15 protein-coding genes are annotated in these 17,710 nt (G+C 39.5%); 3 read left to right on the top strand and 12 right to left on the bottom strand.

Annotation, left to right across the window (positions count from 1 at the left end; all coding sequences use genetic code 11):
* Window positions 1-60 precede the first annotated feature (60 nt).
* From ccoP to ccoN, 4 genes are read right to left on the bottom strand one after another with little or no spacing between them, the layout of a single operon-like run.
* Window positions 61-1,095 carry a cytochrome-c oxidase, cbb3-type subunit III gene (gene ccoP, locus I6E85_RS05050; protein WP_024590464.1) on the bottom strand — a complete coding sequence of 345 codons (1,035 nt, stop codon included), beginning with the start codon at window positions 1,093-1,095 and terminating at the stop codon, window positions 61-63.
* Window positions 1,092-1,277: a cbb3-type cytochrome c oxidase subunit 3 gene (locus I6E85_RS05045; protein WP_010554061.1), complete on the bottom strand. Its 186-nt coding sequence runs from the start codon at window positions 1,275-1,277 to the stop codon at window positions 1,092-1,094. The genes ccoP and I6E85_RS05045 overlap by 4 nt, the downstream gene beginning before the upstream one ends.
* A 6-nt stretch (window positions 1,278-1,283) precedes the next feature.
* Complete coding sequence (gene ccoO, locus I6E85_RS05040; RefSeq protein WP_010554062.1) at window positions 1,284-1,958, bottom strand: cytochrome-c oxidase, cbb3-type subunit II; 675 nt, start codon at window positions 1,956-1,958, stop codon at window positions 1,284-1,286.
* Between the two features lie 12 nt (window positions 1,959-1,970).
* The gene (gene ccoN / locus I6E85_RS05035; RefSeq protein ID WP_007585649.1) at window positions 1,971-3,404 is read right to left on the bottom strand and encodes a cytochrome-c oxidase, cbb3-type subunit I; all 1,434 of its coding nucleotides are present in this window, start codon (window positions 3,402-3,404) and stop codon (window positions 1,971-1,973) included.
* A gap of 338 nt (window positions 3,405-3,742) precedes the next feature.
* Here ccoN and I6E85_RS05030 point away from each other — a divergent pair, with 338 nt between their 5' ends.
* The 3 genes from I6E85_RS05030 (at window position 3,743) to I6E85_RS05020 (ending at window position 8,691) form a co-directional block, all read left to right on the top strand.
* The gene (locus I6E85_RS05030) at window positions 3,743-4,168 is read left to right on the top strand and encodes a hypothetical protein (protein ID WP_007585651.1); all 426 of its coding nucleotides are present in this window, start codon (window positions 3,743-3,745) and stop codon (window positions 4,166-4,168) included.
* 615 nt (window positions 4,169-4,783) lie between these two features.
* Window positions 4,784-7,234, top strand: a complete 2,451-nt coding sequence (locus tag I6E85_RS05025; RefSeq protein WP_007585660.1) for a TonB-dependent receptor — start codon at window positions 4,784-4,786, stop codon at window positions 7,232-7,234.
* A 104-nt stretch (window positions 7,235-7,338) separates the two neighbouring features.
* The gene (locus tag I6E85_RS05020) at window positions 7,339-8,691 is read left to right on the top strand and encodes a hypothetical protein (RefSeq protein ID WP_007585662.1); all 1,353 of its coding nucleotides are present in this window, start codon (window positions 7,339-7,341) and stop codon (window positions 8,689-8,691) included.
* Window positions 8,692-8,740: 49 nt separating this feature from the next.
* Here the strand turns inward: I6E85_RS05020 and I6E85_RS05015 are convergent, their stop codons facing one another.
* The 8 genes from I6E85_RS05015 to I6E85_RS04980 form a co-directional block, all read right to left on the bottom strand.
* Window positions 8,741-8,995, bottom strand: coding sequence for a hypothetical protein (locus I6E85_RS05015; protein WP_007585664.1), 255 nt, complete (start codon window positions 8,993-8,995; stop codon window positions 8,741-8,743).
* A gap of 19 nt (window positions 8,996-9,014) precedes the next feature.
* Window positions 9,015-9,851, bottom strand: a complete 837-nt coding sequence (locus I6E85_RS05010; RefSeq protein ID WP_024608292.1) for a peptidoglycan binding protein CsiV — start codon at window positions 9,849-9,851, stop codon at window positions 9,015-9,017.
* On the bottom strand, window positions 9,851-13,324 hold the full coding sequence (mfd, locus tag I6E85_RS05005; protein ID WP_197236672.1) for a transcription-repair coupling factor: 3,474 nt from the start codon (window positions 13,322-13,324) through the stop codon (window positions 9,851-9,853). The genes I6E85_RS05010 and mfd overlap by 1 nt, the downstream gene beginning before the upstream one ends.
* A gap of 59 nt (window positions 13,325-13,383) precedes the next feature.
* Window positions 13,384-14,277, bottom strand: coding sequence for a carbon-nitrogen hydrolase (locus I6E85_RS05000; protein WP_024608294.1), 894 nt, complete (start codon window positions 14,275-14,277; stop codon window positions 13,384-13,386).
* Window positions 14,274-15,329 carry an agmatine/peptidylarginine deiminase gene (locus tag I6E85_RS04995; RefSeq protein ID WP_197236671.1) on the bottom strand — a complete coding sequence of 352 codons (1,056 nt, stop codon included), beginning with the start codon at window positions 15,327-15,329 and terminating at the stop codon, window positions 14,274-14,276. The genes I6E85_RS05000 and I6E85_RS04995 overlap by 4 nt, the downstream gene beginning before the upstream one ends.
* A gap of 57 nt (window positions 15,330-15,386) precedes the next feature.
* Window positions 15,387-15,995 (bottom strand): PilZ domain-containing protein, encoded by a 609-nt coding sequence (locus I6E85_RS04990; protein ID WP_007585675.1) that lies wholly within the window; start codon window positions 15,993-15,995, stop codon window positions 15,387-15,389.
* A gap of 220 nt (window positions 15,996-16,215) precedes the next feature.
* Entirely contained in the window at window positions 16,216-16,983 is a 768-nt protein-coding gene (locus tag I6E85_RS04985) for a haloacid dehalogenase type II (protein WP_024590458.1), read from the bottom strand.
* A complete protein-coding gene (locus I6E85_RS04980) occupies window positions 16,983-17,633 on the bottom strand; it encodes a peroxiredoxin-like family protein (protein WP_007585680.1) in 651 nt (216 codons plus the stop codon). Before I6E85_RS04980 ends, I6E85_RS04985 begins: the two co-directional genes overlap by 1 nt.
* Window positions 17,634-17,710 lie beyond the last annotated feature (77 nt).

The raw sequence follows: 17,710 nt of genomic DNA, 5'->3' as shown, positions 1-17,710 counted from the left end.
ATCTGGATTAATCTATTGAATTAAATAAATTAATTTATAAACATTTTATTAACCGCGTGCTTATTTATCTTGCGATAAACTGTAAACATAGGCAGTTAATAAGTGAATCTTATCTTCACCTAAAATGTCTTTCCATGCAGGCATTACACCGGCACGGCCGTGGTTAAGAGTTTCTTCAACAGCACGTTGAGAACCACCATATAACCAAATGTTATCAGTCAGGTTAGGCGCGCCAAATGGTAGGTTATGTGCAACCGACCCTTTACCGTCAGCACCATGACATGCGGCACACATTGCAAACTTAGCGGCACCTGCGTCTGCGTCTTTTTGGTTAACAGTACGACCAGAAAGGCTCAGCACATGTGCTGTCATTTCTTTAACGCCTTGTTCGCCAAGAGCAGGACCCCAAGCTGGCATTGCTGCAATACGACCATAAAGAAGTGTTTCTTTAATTTTGTCAGGTGTTCCGCCATATAACCAATCTTTATCAGTTAGGTTAGGGAAGCCAGTACCACCACGTGCATCAGAGCCATGGCATTGCGCGCAGTTTTGTGAGAATAAACGCTGACCAATTTCAATGGCGACTTGGCCATCTGTTTGCTCATGTTTATTATCATTATCAAGTGCTATTTGCTGCGCTGCATCACCTTCAAATTTAGAACTAACTAAATCTAAAACGGGTACTTGTGCAAGTTTATTAAAAATAGGACCAAAGCGCTCTTCTGCAGCTTCGTACTCTTTATCAAGTTTTACAAAGCGACCATCCGCTTTTGCCTCTGCAACTGCTTTTTTAGATTCAGCTAAAGACGTAATACCTTGGTTAGAGCTAGTCCATTTACCAAAACCTTCCCAGTTACCTAAACCTGGGAAAGCTGCAAGGTAATATACCGACCAAGCAAAAGTTGCGAAAAACATGTAAGTCCACCATTTTGGTAGTGGATTATTTAGCTCTTCAATACCGTCAAATTCATGTCCACAGCTTTCACCTTCTTCTACGCCTGCATAGTTTTTTAAGTTCCAAACTAATAAGCCAAAGATGATGCATAAGCATGCAAGGGTTAATACAATAACCCAAATACTCCAAAAGCTAGTCATTTTTCAGACTCCTTTTCCTCGTTAGAGAGCGTGTTGTCATGTTTTTTTTCATCTTCAAAAATGGCATTAGCTGCGCTGTCGAAACGAGTTTTGCTTCGCTTGCTATATGCCCATGCAACAATCACAATAAACAATACTAAAATTACCAGAGTCAAAATACCTCTGTATGTTCCGTAATCCATAATTTTTTACTTCAAGTGGGTACCAAGTTGCTGTAAATACGCGATGAGAGCTTGGATTTCTGTTGCGCCTTTGCCATCATTCATAGCATTAACTTTATCAACATCTGCTTGAAGCTCTGCATCATCGCCATAACCTAAACCCGGATGTTTTGGGTTTTCTGGGTTAATAGCAAAAGTATCACGGAAAAGTTGTAGTTTTTTCAGAGTAAGGCTTGTATCAACCGTATTCTCTGCTAACCAAGGAAAGCCTGGCATGTTTGACTCAGGAACCACAGCACGTGGATCAACTAAGTGAGCATAATGCCAATCGTCCGAGTAGCGCTTACCAACACGAGCCAAGTCAGGACCAGTACGTTTAGAACCCCATAAAAACGGATGATCCCATACTGATTCGCCTGCTACAGAGTAGTGACCATAACGCTCAACTTCATCACGAAAAGGACGAATCATTTGTGAGTGACAGTTAGAACAACCTTCACGCACGTAAAGGTCGCGGCCTTCCATTTCTAAAGCGTTAAGAGGGCGTAAACCCTCCACTGGTTTAGTTGTATCGTCTTGAAACATTAGCGGAGTGATCTCAACTAACGCGCCAAAGCTAATAGCAAAAACAGTCAGAATAGCCATAAGGCCAACGTTCTTTTCTACTATCTCATGTTTGTTTTGTGAATTTTTCTTGCTCATCATCTCACTCCGTTATGCTAATTGTGCTTGCGCGTCTAGTTTCAGAGATTCTTTCTCAGCTGAAATAGTGCGGTAAACGTTATAAGCCATAACTAACATACCCGTTACGATGAATACACCGCCTACAAAGCGCATGATATAGAAAGGATGCGACGCTTCTAAAGACTGCACAAAGCTGTACATTAATGTACCGTCAGCATTTACTGCACGCCACATTAGACCTTGCATTACACCTGAAATCCACATTGCAACAATGTATAAAACAACACCTACAGTGTGTAACCAGAAGTGGGTATTAACCAATTTAACGCTATACATACGACCTTGCGCGAATAACGCAGGAATTAAGTGGTAAATAGCACCAATTGAAATCATAGCAACCCAACCTAGTGCACCTGAGTGTACGTGGCCGATTGTCCAATCTGTGTAGTGAGATAACGCATTTACAGATTTAATTGCCATCATTGGACCTTCAAACGTAGACATACCGTAGAAAGACAACGAAACAACTAAGAAGCGTAGTACTGGATCAGTACGTAGTTTATGCCACGCGCCAGATAGCGTCATAATACCGTTAATCATACCACCCCAAGACGGTACGAATAGGATAATAGACATAACCATACCTAAACTTTGCGTCCAATCAGGAAGCGCTGTGTAGTGAAGGTGATGAGGACCAGCCCAGATATATAATGAAATTAGAGCCCAAAAGTGAACTACCGATAAACGGTATGAGTACACTGGACGACCTGCTTGTTTAGGTACAAAGTAATACATCATACCCAAGAAACCAGCAGTAAGTAGGAAACCTACAGCGTTATGACCGTACCACCACTGAACCATAGCATCTACCGCACCAGCGTAGATTGAATATGATTTAGTTAACGATACAGGCACTGCCATGCTGTTTACAATGTGTAGTACTGCAACAGTAATAATAAAGCCAGCATAGAACCAGTTAGCAACATAAATGTGCGACACTTTACGCTTGATTAAAGTACCAAAGAATACAATAGCGTAAACAATCCAAACCACAGCGATTAAAATATCGATTGGCCATTCAAGTTCTGCGTATTCTTTTGAGCTAGTAATACCAAGTGGTAATGTAATTACTGCTAATACAATAACTAGCTGCCAGCCCCAAAAAGAAAAGGCGGCGAGTTTGTCTGAGAAAAGACGCGTTTGACAAGTACGTTGTACGACGTAATAAGACGTCGCAAAAAGTGCACTGGTACCAAATGCGAAAATTACTGCGTTCGTGTGTAACGGACGTAGTCGAGAGTAAGTTAACCATGGTGTATCAAAGTTAAGTGCTGGCCAAGCTAATTGGGCAGCAATCAGAACCCCAATACTCATGCCAACGATGCCCCAAATCACTGTCATAATAGCGAATTGGCGTACAACCTTATAGTTATACTCAGTTTGTGATGCTACTGTTTGGCTCATTTTCTGGCTTCCGCTGCAATAAATGCGTTTAGAAATGAATTACCCACCTTTAAAAGTGGGGCCTACTATTTTCTCAAGCGTGTTATCTAAAACTTTCAATACATGAAAGCTTCAGAAAAAAACTTGAGAAACCCTTATTTTTTGCGGGTGAAATGATAAATTTTTTGGCCTAAAAAAGATAGGTCAATTACATAAAATTATGACATCAATCAATGTTTGTGAGCTTGTTGTTTATTTTTTGATACAGTTTGTGCCTAATTTGGCTTAATAGTAACACTCGCACTTGTTATTTGCAGTCGCGATTATTAGTATTTGTTTTTCTTTAGTGCGAAATTGTTATGCTTATATATAGATTAAGTTTATTCACGGCGGTATTTTTTTTATTAACAGCATGTGATTTTTCCAAAAATACAGATGAAAAGTTTCTAGAAAATGCCACATGCACAGCCAATTTGCCTTGTACTTTTTCAAATGATGTTAAAGTATGGTTAAGCGAGAAAACTCTTTCTCCCGAAACTCCATTTACTATTTTTAGTGATTTGCCAACAAACCTTACAATTGAAGATGCCAAGCTTAAAGGCATTACTATGTATATGGGTTACATTCCTCAGCAATTTAAAAAACATAATGGCCTGTGGCAGAGTAATACCATGGTTGGCATTTGTTCTGAGCAAAATATGCTCTGGAATTTAGAGCTAACAGTCAAAGATAATACAACCTCTTTAATACAAACACTAAATTACTCTTTTTATGTAACGTATTAGGCTTAATACCTAACTTTCATGCAATCCATTTACCATTAGCAATTTGCATTGTTATCCATACGATTATTTAAGCGAGAAGATCACTAAAACTGCTATTTGAATCAAGTAGCCAATATAAGTTTTTATAATATGAAACTAATTCAATAAAGACACAGTTTTAATTGTGGCTGAACAAAAAGTCTAATCAAAAAAACCGCAAAGTAGTCAGATAAAGCTATTTAAGCACCAAACATGCGTAAATTCGGTTAGTAATTAACATTTAGTTTTGCGGTTTTAATAATTTGCTGTGATTAACTTGTTAATTTATCTGAATTTGGTACACAATTCGATTAGTTACATTGAATTACAAAGTTGACCAGTTTGGTTTCAACTGTGTTATTTAAGTATCTTAAATTGTTTATGCTATTGATATTTAAGTGTATTTATTCGTTAACAATGAAACAAGTTGTAACGTATGTCCCCAAAAGAGTTGTTCTATTTTGTTGATTGATAAAAAGCGTACTGGCGTTAAGTTTTCGTTCAGTTAAAAGCGCCTAAGTTGCCCATCTGACTCACTATTCTTATAACAAGTGAGCATTACCAATAAAGGTAAACTTCAACAAGTAGGGTTCTTTCATGAAAAAATCAACTCTTGGCTTAGCTGTAATTGCAGCAATACCAATGTTCTCAAGTGTGCAAGTTTTAGCGGCTGACGAAGCAGCTACATCAATTGAAAAAATTCAGGTGACGGGCTCTCGTATTAACCGTACTGATATGGAAACAGCAAGCCCAATCACAGTTATCGGTGATGACTTCATTGCAAAAAGTGGTTTCACATCTGTTGCTGACATACTTTCTACTCAGCCATCAGCTGCTGGTATTAGCTTAGGCGCTTCAAGTAATAATGGTTCAGGTGGTTCTGCGACAGTTAACTTACGTGGTATGGGTTCGCAACGTACACTGGTATTATTAAATGGTCGTCGTATGGTTTCTTCAGGTACCGGCGCAGATTCTTCTGTTGATTTAAATACCATTCCTGTAGCAATGATCAAATCTATCGAAATCTTAAAAGACGGCGCGTCTGCAGTATATGGCTCTGATGCTATTGCTGGTGTTGTTAACATTATAACAAAGAAAGATTTTGAAGGTTCAGAGCTAAACGTTGAAGGAAGCCGCACTACAAAAGGTGATGGCAATAACTACGGTGTTAGTTTATTACACGGAATGAATATTGCCGATGGCAACTTAGTTGTTGGTGCTCAATACTCAAACCGTGGTGAAGTAATTCAGTCGGATCGTCGTTTTGTAGAGCCTGGCGAGTCTTCATTTATCCCTGAAGGAACACTGGGCGGCAGAACTTACCAGGGTAATGGTGTTTTTGCAGATAGAACTACTTCATACGACTTCACAACATCAAGCTATGCTCAAACACCTAATGAGCTATACAGCTTATTTACTAGTTTTGACAAAGAGCTAGACTCAGACACTACATTTAATGTTGATTTGATGTATACACGTCGTGAATCTAATCAACAACTTGCACCACAACCAGCAAGTATTGATTTAAGTACTTCTAGCTTGGATTCAACTTACACAGATAGCTTCCGTGACGCAGATACAGGCGATCTTGCTGACTCTTTAGAGTACAGAAGAAGAATGGTTGATGCTGGTCCTCGTATTTATGAGCAAGAAACTGACACTTACCGTGTATCTGTTGCATTACAAGGTTTATTAGATAACGATGCAAGCTGGGATGTAAGTGCAACTTACGGTCGTAATGACTCAAAAGATAAAGTTCAAAACTCAATTAATGCAAGTCGAGTTGAAGAAAGCATTTATGCAAACCAAGCTCTTTGGTTCAGCGGTGATTCTTTAGATCGTAGCTTATTAACATCTAACGATTCAATTTATACTGAGTCAAACGAAGGTGGTAACGAGCAATTTATTCTTTCAGCTGGTTATAGCGCAGTAACAGAAAGTGATATTGGTTACGCAATCGGTGTAGAAAACCGCTTTGAAAGTGGTTACTACACACCAGATCTAATTACTCAGCTTGGTGAGAGCACAGCTGCACAACAAGATCCAACTGAAGGTGATTTCTCAGTACAGTCTATCTACTTTGAAACATCTATGCCGGTATTAGAGACTGTTACCCTTGAAGGTGCTGCTCGCTACGATAACTACTCTACCTTTGGTGGCGAAACAACGTGGAAACTTGGTGCAACGTGGAATGTAACTGAAGAGTTTATGGTTCGTTCTGTATTAGCTACTGGCTTTAGAGCACCAAACGTATCAGAACTGTTTGGTGGTAACTCAGGTTCGTACGATTACCTAGCTGATCCATGGGGCAACGAACAAGATGCTCAAATACTTGTAAACTACACAAGTGATAACGATCTTAAAGCCGAAGAAAGTCGCTCTTTCACTTTTGGTATGGTTTGGGAAGTAGCTGACGGTTTATCAACAACTCTAGATTACTGGAAGTTTGATATTACTAATGCGATTACTCGCTTAGATGTTCAAAACGAAATGAATAGCTGTTTTGCAGGTGACTCAGAATCATGTTCATCAGTAAACATTACACAATCTGGTGACTTATCTAACCTAAGTTCAGCACTTACTAACGTAGGTTCTCAAGAAACGTCAGGTGTTGATTGGAATATTAGCTACTCTGCAGATAACTACCGTATAAACCTTGATACAACTTATTTAATTAAGTTTGAAGAAGATGACATTAATTACACAGGTACTATTGATGGCAACATCGGTGGTTACTCTAAAATAAAGTCTAACCTTTCAGTTAATTACGATCTAACTGATTCATTAAATATCCTTTATAACGCAAGATTCCTTCGTGGAATGGATGGTGACTACTACGGTGAAAACTTTAGTACTGACAACGTTATTTACCACGATATTTCAATGAGCTACAACTTGAATGATGCATTACGATTTACTGGTGGCATGAACAACATTTTCGATAAAGAGCCTGAGAAAGTATTAGGTGGTAACGATATGGGTACTGTTCCAGAAGTTTATGATGTAATTGGTTCACGTGTTTTTGCAAGTGTAAACTACAAGTTTTAACTAGCACATTAATCGTATTAAGGCTCAGTATTTACTGAGCCTTTTTTATTGAACAAAACGAAGGAGACAAGTACACTAAAACGATATTTTAGAAGGAGAACTGATTGTTAAAACAAGATGAAAACTTATCTTTTGTCATTGAACCAGAGCTAACTCCTCGTTCTGAACAGCGCATAGATCTGTATTTTTCTATCCCTAATGAAATGGGGATTAATCCGCAAACGCTTACCGAAGAATCTTACTTTAATAACCACTTTAAATCGCATTTAGCCTACAATGCTAACAATATACACTTGCCATTAGTACGAAGCCGTTTTGTTAGTAAAAACAAAGGTGAGCAGCAAGATTACCGTCAAAACCTTAATTTATTTTGTTACCAAGTGCGTTTAGCCCTTGATGCCGACATTAAAGACGCGTTAAAAATTGATGAAGCAGAAGACTTTTATAAACGCGCTAACGAAGTATATGAACAAAGTGAAGGACTTTTAAAAAAGCTGCGTCGCTACACGCCAGATGACGAAAAACTACTTCCATTTTTTACCAATGCTGATAACTATTTAAGTTGGCATGTCGAACAATCATTTTTAAAGCTTTTAGATGAAGGCCCACGTAGTAGCGATTATGCTAAAGAGCGTAACGATTTACTGCAGTTTTGTAAAAACGAAAATACGTACCGAGCAGAGAAAAGCTACAATTCTGAAACCACCATGCAAGACGCAAATCGAATAACAAATAAAATGCGCTTGTTACAACGTTTAATTGAGCATGGCGTTATATTACAGCGCCAAACGCGTTTTCTTAACAGCTACCTTAAACGATTAGTTAAAGGCACTGTAACAGCTGTTATCATGGCATTTGTGATGGTTGTGATACTTAATGCCCGCTCAACGTTTACTGAAGTCACCGCGACGCTTATTTTAATTTTGGGGGTCATTTACGGACTACGTGAAATATTTAAAGAAGACATTACACGTATGATCTGGCGAGCTATTGTACAAGGGCGACCTAAGTGGCGATTTAGTTTTAAAAATAGTATTACCAAAGACAAAATAGCGAGTCAGCTAATTTGGCTTGAATACACACGCTTTAAAAAAATACCTAAAGAAGTTAGATCTATTTTTTCAAAGCGTCGTCAGCAAAATAAACAAGCCGCGCAGTGGTTACACTTTGCAAGTGAGACACGTGTTAGTGCAAAAGAATTTTTACCCGGTTACGATACACTGCAACAAACACTGCAATTTAGTCTTGCACCATTTGCGCGTTATTTAAAGCGTGGTGAAGGGAAGTTATATCATTTAGATAGTAATAAAATTTCTAAGCAGGCGGTTGAACGGCGCTATCAACTTAACATGGTGCTTGTGCTAACTGAGGAAGATAGAACACTCTACCAACGCTATAAAATAACGTTAAATCGTAGTAAAATCGTTAATATTGAGCTTATCTACTCCAAAAAATGAATTTTAGTAATTAAAAAAGGGACTGATAAAATCAGTCCCTTTTTTAAATTTATTTATTAGCTAAACCATGTTTACTATATAAAGTTACTTTGTTTGATACTAGCGTGATCTCGATATTTTTTGCTTCGTCGCCCCACACACAATTAGTATGCAGTGTTTTTTCAACACAATTATCTGCACTTCCCAAAATGGTTTCAACTTCAGTCTTGTCCATACCTACTTTGATTTTTTCGTAACTCTCAAGACTTACTTTAGAACAAGCCGCAAGGCTTAGTGTAGCTGCGATGATAAGGAGTTTTTTCATTGTTATATCCTACTTAGTATTAATGTTTGAATTTTCTGATTTGGACGATCATGCCCATTCGTGGGTGGTCAAAGTAATGTACTTCACCACTTATTACACGTCTAAACTGAGAAAAGCGGGCTGACTCTATATCGCCATTTTCTAGTTTTTGGCTAATATCAAAATTAGCTGTAATGTATAAATAATGTCGTAAGTGTATTTTAAATAAACCGTCTAGTTCCCATTCTGCTTTTGATTGGTTTGGGTCGTTAAACAGTTCAGGTTGTGAGTTTAATAAACTTACAAAATCAGGATTTGAATAGCTAGGGGTTACGTTGGAATCACTTTTAAGGTGTTTACCTGCTATTAAATGCATACTTGGAGCACGCGATTTACTTGCGCCTTCAAAGCGCCAGCCAGTATGTAGAATAGGTGTTAATCCTTTGCGATCTAGCTGTCGGTACTGCGCTTTAAATTGCAGTTGTTCTGGCGCTAATAAATAAGTTTGCTGCATATCATCTTTAGCGGGTGCTAGAGGTGTTATAGGTAGCTCATCGTAGCTTTGTAGGTAGTTTGTACTGTCACCGCATACACCCGATTGTGGGTTTGAATTAACTAATGAGTCGGTAAAAGAGCGTTTTTGAAAACGCTCATCACCATCTATACATGCTTGCATTGCTTGCTCTGTATAAAGAGGTGTCATTAAATCTAGAGAGTTTTTATCCTCAATAGCTTTGTGCTTAAGTGTAAAATCTTCTTGCAAATACGGAGCAGGGCGCTGCTTAAATACAAGCACCTCAACCTCAAACCAGCGTTCTGCAAATGCAGTGCTGCTAAACAAGCAGCATAAAATAACTAGCGATTTTTTTAGCAACATTAATGGCTAACCTTTTTTTCGAAATCTGCAATCATTGCAGTGACCATTTTTAAGCGTTCGCGAGCGTTAGCTTCACTAATTGCAAAGCGCAGTTTATTTGCGCCATCCATTTTGTACACCTTAGGCGCACTTTGTATCAAACCAATGATGAAGCTAGGGTTAACCTTGGTATCTTGGCTAAACTCAAAGTAACCGCCCTTAGGGTTTGCTTCAATTTTTGTGATGCCTAAATTACTGGCTTGCATTTTAAGTTGTTGCAGGCTAAATAAGTTTTTAGCAGCATCAGGCAGCAAACCAAAACGGTCTATAAGTTCTACCTGCAGTTCATCCATGTCATCAAGGTTAGCACAACTTGCAACGCGCTTGTACATGCCTAAGCGTGCATTTACATCGTGTATGTAGTCATCTGGTAATAATGCAGCTAATTTTAAATCCACTTCGGTTTGTTTTTGAAGTAGGTTTTCAAGTGTTGGTTCTTTACCTTCACGTAGCGCATTTACAGCTTGCTCGAGCATTTCCATGTACAAGCTAAAACCGATAGTTTGCATTTGACCTGATTGATCGTCGCCAAGTAACTCACCCGCACCACGAATTTCTAAATCGTGTGTAGCGAGGGCAAAACCTGCGCCTAAATCTTCTAACGATTCGATTGCTTGTAAGCGTTTACTCGCATCTTTAGAAAGTGCTTTTGGGTCACCTGTGAGTAAATAGGCATACGCTTGATGATGGCTTCGACCAACTCGTCCACGTAATTGGTGTAATTGCGCAAGGCCAAGTTTATCTGCTCTATCCATAATAATGGTATTGGCTGTTGGTACATCAATACCGGTCTCAATAATCGTGGTACATACCAGCACGTTGTATTTTTGATGATAAAAGTCAGTCATTATTTGCTCAAGCTCTTGCTCGCGCATTTGACCATGGGCTGAGGTGACGCTTGCTTCAGGCACCCATTCACTAATTTCTTGCGCAACACGGTCAATAGTTTCCACATTGTTATGCAAAAAGTAAACTTGGCCACCACGTTTAATTTCACGTAGTACAGCTTCGCGTATTAGTTCTACATCGCGTTGGCGTACAAAGGTTTTTACCGCTAAACGTTTAGCCGGTGGCGTTGCGATTATTGATAAATCGCGCATGCCGCTCATGGCCATGTTAAGTGTACGCGGTATTGGCGTTGCAGTTAGTGTGAGTATGTCTACATCGGCACGCAGGGCTTTAATTTTCTCTTTTTGACGAACACCAAAGCGATGCTCTTCATCAACAATGAGTAAGCCTAAATCGTTAAATTTAATGTCATGCTGAATAAGTTTATGTGTGCCAATAACTATATCGAGCTTACCGTTTGCCATTTTTTCAAGCGTGTCTTTTTGCTCTTTAGTGGAGTTAAAGCGCGAAAGTACACCAACTTCAATAGGAAAATCAGCAAAACGATCTTTAAAGTTTTCATAGTGCTGCTGAGCTAGCAAGGTGGTAGGCACTAAAATTGCCACTTGCTTATCATCGTTAACCGCTACAAAAGCAGCGCGCATGGCCACTTCTGTTTTACCAAAGCCCACGTCACCACACACTAAGCGGTCCATGGCTTGCTTTGATTGCATATCACCTAACACCGCTTCTATGGCGTTGCGCTGATCGTCAGTTTCTTCAAACGGGAAGCTATCGCTAAATTGGCGATATGCAGGGGCGTCTAGAGTAAACTTATTACCGGGTTTTGCTTGGCGCTGTGCATAAATGTCGAGTAATTCGGCTGCTACATCGCGAACTTTTTCAGCCGCACGTTTTTTTGCTTTTTCCCATGCATCTGAGCCAAGCTTATGCAGCGGGGCGCTAGCTTCTTCACCGCCAGAGTAACGGCTCAGCATATGCAATGCAGACACTGGCACGTAAAGTTTAGCTTCACTTGCGTAAGTAATCGTAACAAACTCAGTAATTACACCTGCGGCATCAATTGTTTGCAAACCTTGGTAACGGCCAACACCATGATCGAGATGCACAACAGGTTGGCCTTCTTTAAGCTCAGCTAAATTACGGATTAGCGCATCTTGGCTGGCTTCGTACTTGTGCTTGCGGCGTCTGCGTTGAGATACTTTAATACCTAGCAGTTCTTGCTCGGTAATAATAGAAAGGCTTGGTTTAGTACCAAGTACTACACTTTGTTCAAGCGGGCTTACTATTAAACCTACATCACTCGCGCTTTTTGTAAATTGTTCGAGTGTTTCAAATTCTTTAAATTTTAAACCGCTTGGTTTTAGAATGCTCAGTAATGATTCGCGACGACCATCGGATTCAACACTGAGTAATATGCGGCCTTTTTTCTTTTTTTGCTCTGCTACATAATTTATAAACGCGGCATAAGGTTCATGCTGCTTATGATCAATTCTAATCGCTGGTAGCTCGCTAACGCTTAAGTTTTTATTGCCCGCTTTAGTACCAAGCTTTGCAAGAGATAAACGAATACGTGCAAAATTGCCTAAATTAGAAAACAGCTCTTCAATAGGCTGATAAAGCGCATTGGGTTCAAGTAATGGACGAAGTGGGTCAACTCTGCGGTTCTCATAGCGTACATTTACATCGTGCCAAAAGGTGTCTGCCGCGTGCTCTAAATCACCCAGCTGCATAACAGTTGTCGTATCTGGCAAGTAGTCAAAAATAGTTGCTAGCTTTTCAAAAAACAACGGCATGTAGTATTCGATACCGGCAGGCCAGTTACCTTTGCTTACTTGCATGTATACAGAATCTTGCTGCGAGCTTGCACCAAATTTTTCGCGGTAGCTTATTCTAAAACGTTCAATATCAGCGTCGTTAGTAGGAAATTCATGCGCTGGAAGTAGCTCAATTTTATCTACTTTTTCATCAGAACGCTGCGTTTCTACATCAAATAAGCGAATTGTGTCGAGTTCGTCATCAAAAAAATCGAGTCTAAATGGATGCGGGCTGCCCATTGGATATAAGTCAACGATAGAGCCGCGTATAGCGTATTCGCCGTGCTCCATTACTTGTTGAACATTTAAATAACCGGCTTGTTCTAAGTTGTCACGAAAGTTATGTGTGTCTAGCTTGTCGCCCACTTTAAAATTTATTGTTGAACCGTAAATAAACGAGGCCGGGGCTGTGCGCAACATTAAGGTAGATACAGGCACAATTAACACACTTTGTTGTTCTTTTTTTAAGGTGTTTAAAGTGGCTAAACGGGCTGAAATAATATCTTGATGGGGAGAAAAGTGATCGTATGGCAGAGTTTCCCAATCAGGAAATACCATTACTGGGTTATCGGGTAATAAATATTCTAATTCTGTTTCAAGGCGCAGTGCGCTTGGTGTATCAGGCGTAACAATCAAGACTAAGTTGTCTTGTTGTTTAACGCCTTCAGCAATGGCAATACTTAAACCACTTCCGCTTAGCTGGCCCCATTGAATTTTATCTTTTTGAGATTTTACCCAAGGCAAGGCTGCCCATTGCTCAAACGCCATTTATTACTCCATTTATAGTTGGCTCTTAGCAAGTAAGAGCCATCTTGAGTTAAGTTTACTTAGTCTCGGTATATTTTTGTTAGGTCTTTATAGTGATCAATTCGTCGGTCACGCAAGAACGGCCAGATACGTCTTACGTTTTCTGAGCGTTTTTGATCAATTTCAACCACTAAAATTTGCTCATCAGTATTATTAGCCTCAGCTAATAATTCACCTTGTGGGCCTGCAATGAACGAATTCCCCCAAAACGCAATACCATCGCTTTGCGCACTTGGGTCACTTTCATGACCTACGCGGTTACAGCTAATTACCGGTACACCATTGGCAACAGCATGGGCACGCTGACTAATAACCCACGCATCTTTTTGACGAGTTTGCTCAGCAATGTCGTCGTTAGGATCCCAACCAATAGCGGTTGGGTAAATTAACACTTCAGCGCCTGCCATTGCCATTAAGCGGGCAGCTTCAGGAAACCATTGATCCCAACATACTAGCACGCCTAATTTACCCACCGAGGTTTGAATAGGCTCAAAACCGATATCACCAGGGGTAAAGTAGAATTTTTCGTAAAAACCTGGATCATCAGGAATATGCATTTTGCGGTATTTACCCGCAATACTGCCATCTTGTTCTAATACAACCGCGGTGTTGTGATAAAGGCCCGTAGCGCGTTTTTCAAATAAAGAGGCCACAATAACAATGCTTAGCTCTTTAGCAAGCTCACCTAAGGCGTTACTGCTAGGGCCTGGAATGGTTTCGGCTAAATCAAATACGTCAACATTTTCGGTTTGGCAAAAATAGAGGCTTCGGTGTAGCTCTTGAAGTACAACCAGTTTTGCACCTTTTTGAGCGGCTTCACGAATGGCACTCATTGATTTTGCCATATTGTGCTGAGCGTTATCGGTATTGCTTTGTTGCACTAACGCAACGGTTAATTTTGCAGGGCTTGTCATTGTGCTGCTCCAGCTAAAAATCCACGAGGTAATTGCATTGTAATACAGTGCAGGCTGCCAAATTGTTCAATAATTGGTTGGCAATTAACGCCAATAATAGTGTGTTGTGGGTATGCTTTTTGAACTTGTGCTAGAGCACGTTCATCATTGGCATCATTATACGTTGGCACAAGCACAGCATTATTAATAATTAAGTAGTTAGCGTAGGTAGCCGGTAAGCGTGTTTGCTCATCGTCATACGCGGCTTTTGGCCACGGTAACTCAATTAAGTTATATGGGGTGTTATCGGCAGTTTTAAAGGCTTTTAGTTGTTTTTCCATTGCATCAAGTGCGCTAAAGTGCTCATCAGTTTTATCGTCACACTGCACATATACAAGGGTATTATTTGGAGCAAAGCGCACTAAGGTATCAATGTGGCTGTCGGTGTCATCACCCGCTAAATAGCCATGATCAACCCATAAAAAACGTGTTGCTCCCAAGTGCTCTTTTAAAAGTATTTCTATGTCAGCAGGGTTTAAATCTGGGTTACGGTTTTTGTTAAGCAAACATTCGCTGGTTGTTAGCAACACACCATGCTCGTTTATTTCAATACCGCCACCTTCAAGTACCATATCGAGCGCTTGATATTGGTTGTTTGTGCTACTTAGCTCTTTTACCAAAGTACGATTAATTTGATTGTCTAATGCGCTTTCAAATTTATTGCCCCAACCATTGAAAGTAAAATCGTATACTTTTAACTGCTCTGGTGAATCAATAGCGGCGCAAGTAAGCGGACCATGATCGCGCGCCCAGGTATCGTTGGTAGGCGTTACTACAAAATGAACACGATTAAGAGAGATGTTAGCGCTATTTAGCAATGCTGTAATATGCATTTTTAAGGCACTGTTATGCGCCACAATAACAAGCTGTTGCTGCATTGTTATATGCTTAGCAAGCTCAATATATACAGGTTCTACACGTGCTAAATTATCAGCCCAATCTGTGTCTTTATGAGGCCATGTAAGCATAACAGCGTCTTGCTCGGCCCATTCTGGTAAAAGTCTAAAGTTCATGAATTTTATATACTAATTAAGATGACGCTAGTTTAGCATTTTACATAAAGATGTCAGCTAATTATCACTGTTTAGATCGGCTTGGTTTTGATCAAGTTCTTGACGTTTTTTAAGTTGGCGGGTTTGAGCATGTAAACTTGCTCTAACAATAAGTTCTTGGTCAGTGGTTCTAATTGCGGTAAAGAGCATGGTGTATTGATAATGCTCGCTATCTTGTTTTTCTACTGCCACAACTTCGGTGTAACAATAAACCGCAGAGGCTTCGTGGTGCAAAAACAGTTTTGTTCTAAACGCTTGGCCAATTGAGTGTACTTCGGGTGATGTAAAGCGAATACCGCCACCGCCGTAGCTATCACATTGTATTGCATTATCTTGGGCTTGTTCTGAGGCCAAAATATGGCTCATTATTAAATCTATTTTACGTGACTGCGCTTGTAAAAATGTAGCTAGCTCTTGTGCTATATCGCCCAAGTTACGCAGTGGTCGTAACGAGCTTTGCTCAAGTTCACTTACTTCATTTGCTAATCTAAATAGTGGGGGGATATCGTCTTCTAGCTCAAGCTGCGATTTAGGAACTTGTCCGTTCGATACGGCGAATAAATTCACTCTTATACTTTCATTAATTTGAAAGTACTGTTCAAACTCACCTAATCTTTCACTATTCATTATGTTCTCCACCACGTATTTATTTAATAGTAGCGTTGTGAGTACTAAATTGCTAGCAGATAAAATAACTCATAGTGGGCTAAATGCTTTGTTTACATTCAATTTTTAACATACTGATTATGAAAATAAATACACTAAGACATATTTAGGGGTAGTTATAAAAAAGCGGCCAATGTCATCCTAACATTGGCCGCTTGGGTATTGATTCATCAGCGCATACTTATTTAAGTAGAGCGGCTAATTCATGTAAATCTTTCACAACGTGATCTGGTTTTTTAGCTAATGGGTAAAGTGCTTTACCTGGGCGTGCAATGAAAGTGGTTTGTAAGCCTGCTTCTTTTGCGCCAGCAACATCCCAGCCATGGGCTGCAACCATCATAGCTTCATTTGGTGCTACATTTAGCTTTTTAAGTACCCATTCATAAGCACGTAAGTCTGGTTTGTAAATTTTAATATCTTCAATGCTGTAACGTGCATCAAAGTAAGACATTAAACCAGCGCTTTCAAACTGTGCCTTTACACCTTTGTTTGAAGAATTTGTAAGGCTTACTAATTTATAGCCCTGAGCTCTAAGTTTTGCCAGTCCTTCTTTAACATCGCTGTGTGGAGGAAGCGTTAAAAGAGGCGTAACAATAGCTGTTTTAGCTTGTTCACTTGTAATATCAATATTGTTGTTTTGAGCAACCATAAGAAGTGATGCCACCCCAATTTGCCCAAAGTCGTGATAACTACCGCTTACTGTATCTACTAATGAATGGTGCAGCATAGTCGAAAACCATAGTGGTAATAAATCTTCACGCCCGCCTAGTGCTTTACCAATAGAGGTACGCATTGACGTTAAATCAAGTAGGGTTTCGTTTACATCAAAAATAAGCACTTTGGGCTTTACTTGTTCTTTTGGTTCATCAGCGACTGCATAACCAGATACAAGGCTTGTGCCTACAAGTAGTGAAAGAGTAAGTGTTTTTAACGATTTTAAAATAGACATTAGTTATTCTCCGATTCAAGTGCTGCCATAATATCAGTAGGTTCTGCGCGTAGGGTGTAGTCTTCGTTTAAAAATGCGTATGTAATAACACCTTCTTGGTTTATCACATAAGTAGCCGGTAGCGGCAATTTAAAGCTTTTATCGCCGTAGTAGTGTTCAAAATCAATACCAAATTGTGTGTATAACGCTTGAATACGCTCATCAAGTGTAAACAATAAACCAAATTGCTCAGCTACTTTATTACTAACATCTGAAAGCACGTCAAACTCAAGATCGTTTTTTTGTGCAGTTGAGAGAGTTTCATCAGGCAGTTGTGGTGATATTGCGACTAACTGAGCATTTTGAGTTTTAAATTGCGGTAAGTAGTCATTAAGTGCTTTTAGCTCTAAATTACAATATGGGCACCAGCCACCACGATAAAAGCTAATAATTACCGGGCCTTTTTTTAATAAATCCGCAAGCTCAATGTTTTCGCCGTTATGGTTGGCTAGGCTGAAGTTTTCTACCTTTTGACCAATTTGCAACGCATTGTCTTTAATATGCTGTGCAATAAGCTCTTCGTTTGTAGTGTTCATTAATGCTAAAACGTCAGCCGGTAACTTGGCATCTTTTTGTACGTTATAGGCATCTATTTGCGCTTTTAAACTCATGATTGAACCTCAATAATTAGACTATTTGCAATTATAGTGTTTTACATATTTAAATAAACATTGCAAAACTGAAAGCT

Origin of the sequence: Pseudoalteromonas sp. NZS71 (assembly GCF_015864715.1) — a bacterium.
GTDB lineage: Bacteria > Pseudomonadota > Gammaproteobacteria > Enterobacterales > Alteromonadaceae > Pseudoalteromonas > Pseudoalteromonas arctica.
The sequence above is the reverse complement of the archived record's forward strand: the minus strand, read 5'-3'. Positions and strand labels throughout refer to the sequence as shown.

Bases quoted from the DNA above. Each gene is read 5' to 3' on its own strand.
- ccoP (WP_024590464.1), bottom strand. From the start codon at position 1,095: ATGACTAGCTTTTGGAGTATTTGGGTTATTGTATTAACCCTTGCATGC.
- I6E85_RS05045 (WP_010554061.1), bottom strand. From the start codon at position 1,277: ATGGATTACGGAACATACAGAGGTATTTTGACTCTGGTAATTTTAGTA.
- ccoO (WP_010554062.1), bottom strand. From the start codon at position 1,958: ATGAGCAAGAAAAATTCACAAAACAAACATGAGATAGTAGAAAAGAAC.
- ccoN (WP_007585649.1), bottom strand. From the start codon at position 3,404: ATGAGCCAAACAGTAGCATCACAAACTGAGTATAACTATAAGGTTGTA.
- I6E85_RS05030 (WP_007585651.1), top strand. From the start codon at position 3,743: ATGCTTATATATAGATTAAGTTTATTCACGGCGGTATTTTTTTTATTA.
- I6E85_RS05025 (WP_007585660.1), top strand. From the start codon at position 4,784: ATGAAAAAATCAACTCTTGGCTTAGCTGTAATTGCAGCAATACCAATG.
- I6E85_RS05015 (WP_007585664.1), bottom strand. From the start codon at position 8,995: ATGAAAAAACTCCTTATCATCGCAGCTACACTAAGCCTTGCGGCTTGT.
- I6E85_RS05010 (WP_024608292.1), bottom strand. From the start codon at position 9,851: ATGTTGCTAAAAAAATCGCTAGTTATTTTATGCTGCTTGTTTAGCAGC.
- mfd (WP_197236672.1), bottom strand. From the start codon at position 13,324: ATGGCGTTTGAGCAATGGGCAGCCTTGCCTTGGGTAAAATCTCAAAAA.
- I6E85_RS05000 (WP_024608294.1), bottom strand. From the start codon at position 14,277: ATGACAAGCCCTGCAAAATTAACCGTTGCGTTAGTGCAACAAAGCAAT.
- I6E85_RS04995 (WP_197236671.1), bottom strand. From the start codon at position 15,329: ATGAACTTTAGACTTTTACCAGAATGGGCCGAGCAAGACGCTGTTATG.
- I6E85_RS04990 (WP_007585675.1), bottom strand. From the start codon at position 15,995: ATGAATAGTGAAAGATTAGGTGAGTTTGAACAGTACTTTCAAATTAAT.
- I6E85_RS04985 (WP_024590458.1), bottom strand. From the start codon at position 16,983: ATGTCTATTTTAAAATCGTTAAAAACACTTACTCTTTCACTACTTGTA.
- I6E85_RS04980 (WP_007585680.1), bottom strand. From the start codon at position 17,633: ATGAGTTTAAAAGCGCAAATAGATGCCTATAACGTACAAAAAGATGCC.